The sequence below is a fragment of the Aquimarina sp. RZ0 genome (genome assembly GCF_008370685.1).
In the GTDB taxonomy this organism is placed as follows: Bacteria; Bacteroidota; Bacteroidia; order Flavobacteriales; family Flavobacteriaceae; genus Aquimarina.
Genome location: NZ_VTZU01000238.1, coordinates 1 through 890, shown reverse-complemented (window position 1 = coordinate 890; position 890 = coordinate 1). Strand labels below are relative to the sequence as shown.

Annotated in this window: 2 protein-coding genes; both read left to right on the top strand. The window is 38.5% G+C overall.

Annotated elements, in window-relative coordinates; all coding sequences use genetic code 11:
* Window positions 1–24 precede the first annotated feature (24 nt).
* Entirely contained in the window at window positions 25–378 is a 354-nt protein-coding gene (gene tnpB, locus F0000_RS27475) for an IS66 family insertion sequence element accessory protein TnpB (RefSeq protein ID WP_149627879.1), read from the top strand.
* Between the two features lie 42 nt (window positions 379–420).
* The coding region (locus tag F0000_RS27470) for an IS66 family transposase zinc-finger binding domain-containing protein (RefSeq protein WP_188112329.1) at window positions 421–890 on the top strand (470 nt) is incomplete at its 3' end.

The following is an 890-nucleotide window of genomic DNA, read 5'->3' as shown; positions in this document are numbered from 1 at the left end:
ATGAAGATCCAAATACCCGTATAGATGTTTGGTTTAGGTACTTCTCATAAGTTTCAATTGTATGCCCATCCTACCGATATGCGGAAAAGCTTTGACAGCCTATGCGGATTAGTGAGCGATGATTTGTCACAAAGTCCAATGGATGGCACGGTCTATATCTTTATCAATAAGACACGGAATAAAGCTAAGTTATTACATTGGCAATCTGGTGGATTTGTTCTGTACTATAAACGATTGGAATCAGGGACTTTTGAATTACCATTATATGAAAATACTGTAGGGAGCCTACGCCTGAGTTACTCTCAACTAATCTTACTGATCGATGGTATTGCCATTACTAATATCACCAGAAAAAAGCGGTACGAAAAAATCCCGTAAGGCATTGCATTTTTGCAAAGCTGTTATTATTTTCGCTTTGCAATGACCAACCAAGAGCTACTTGCCGAAAACAAACAACTTCACCAGCTAATTGATAGCTATAAGGAAGGGCAAGATCTTTTAAAGAAGAAGAATGCTTTATTAGAACAACATCTGGCACAACTGTATAAACTTATTAACGGTTTCAAATCCGAAAGTTTTATCACCGAAGCTGTAGTAGATCAATTATCTCTTTTTTCAGAAGATATCACAATAGAAGCTGAAGGGACTCCTCAGGAAACCATTACCTATACTAGAGAAAAGAAAAAGCATTCGGGACGTAATGCGCTGCCTGAACATCTCCCAGTACGCGAAGTGGTCATAGAACCAGAAGAAGATACTACTGGATTAAAGAAAATCGGAGAAGAGGTCACAGAAACTTTAGAATACACTCCGGCCAGTCTTGTGAAGAAAAGGACAATCCGCCCTAAATATGCCAAGAAAAATAATGAGGGAGTGTTGATTGCAGAACT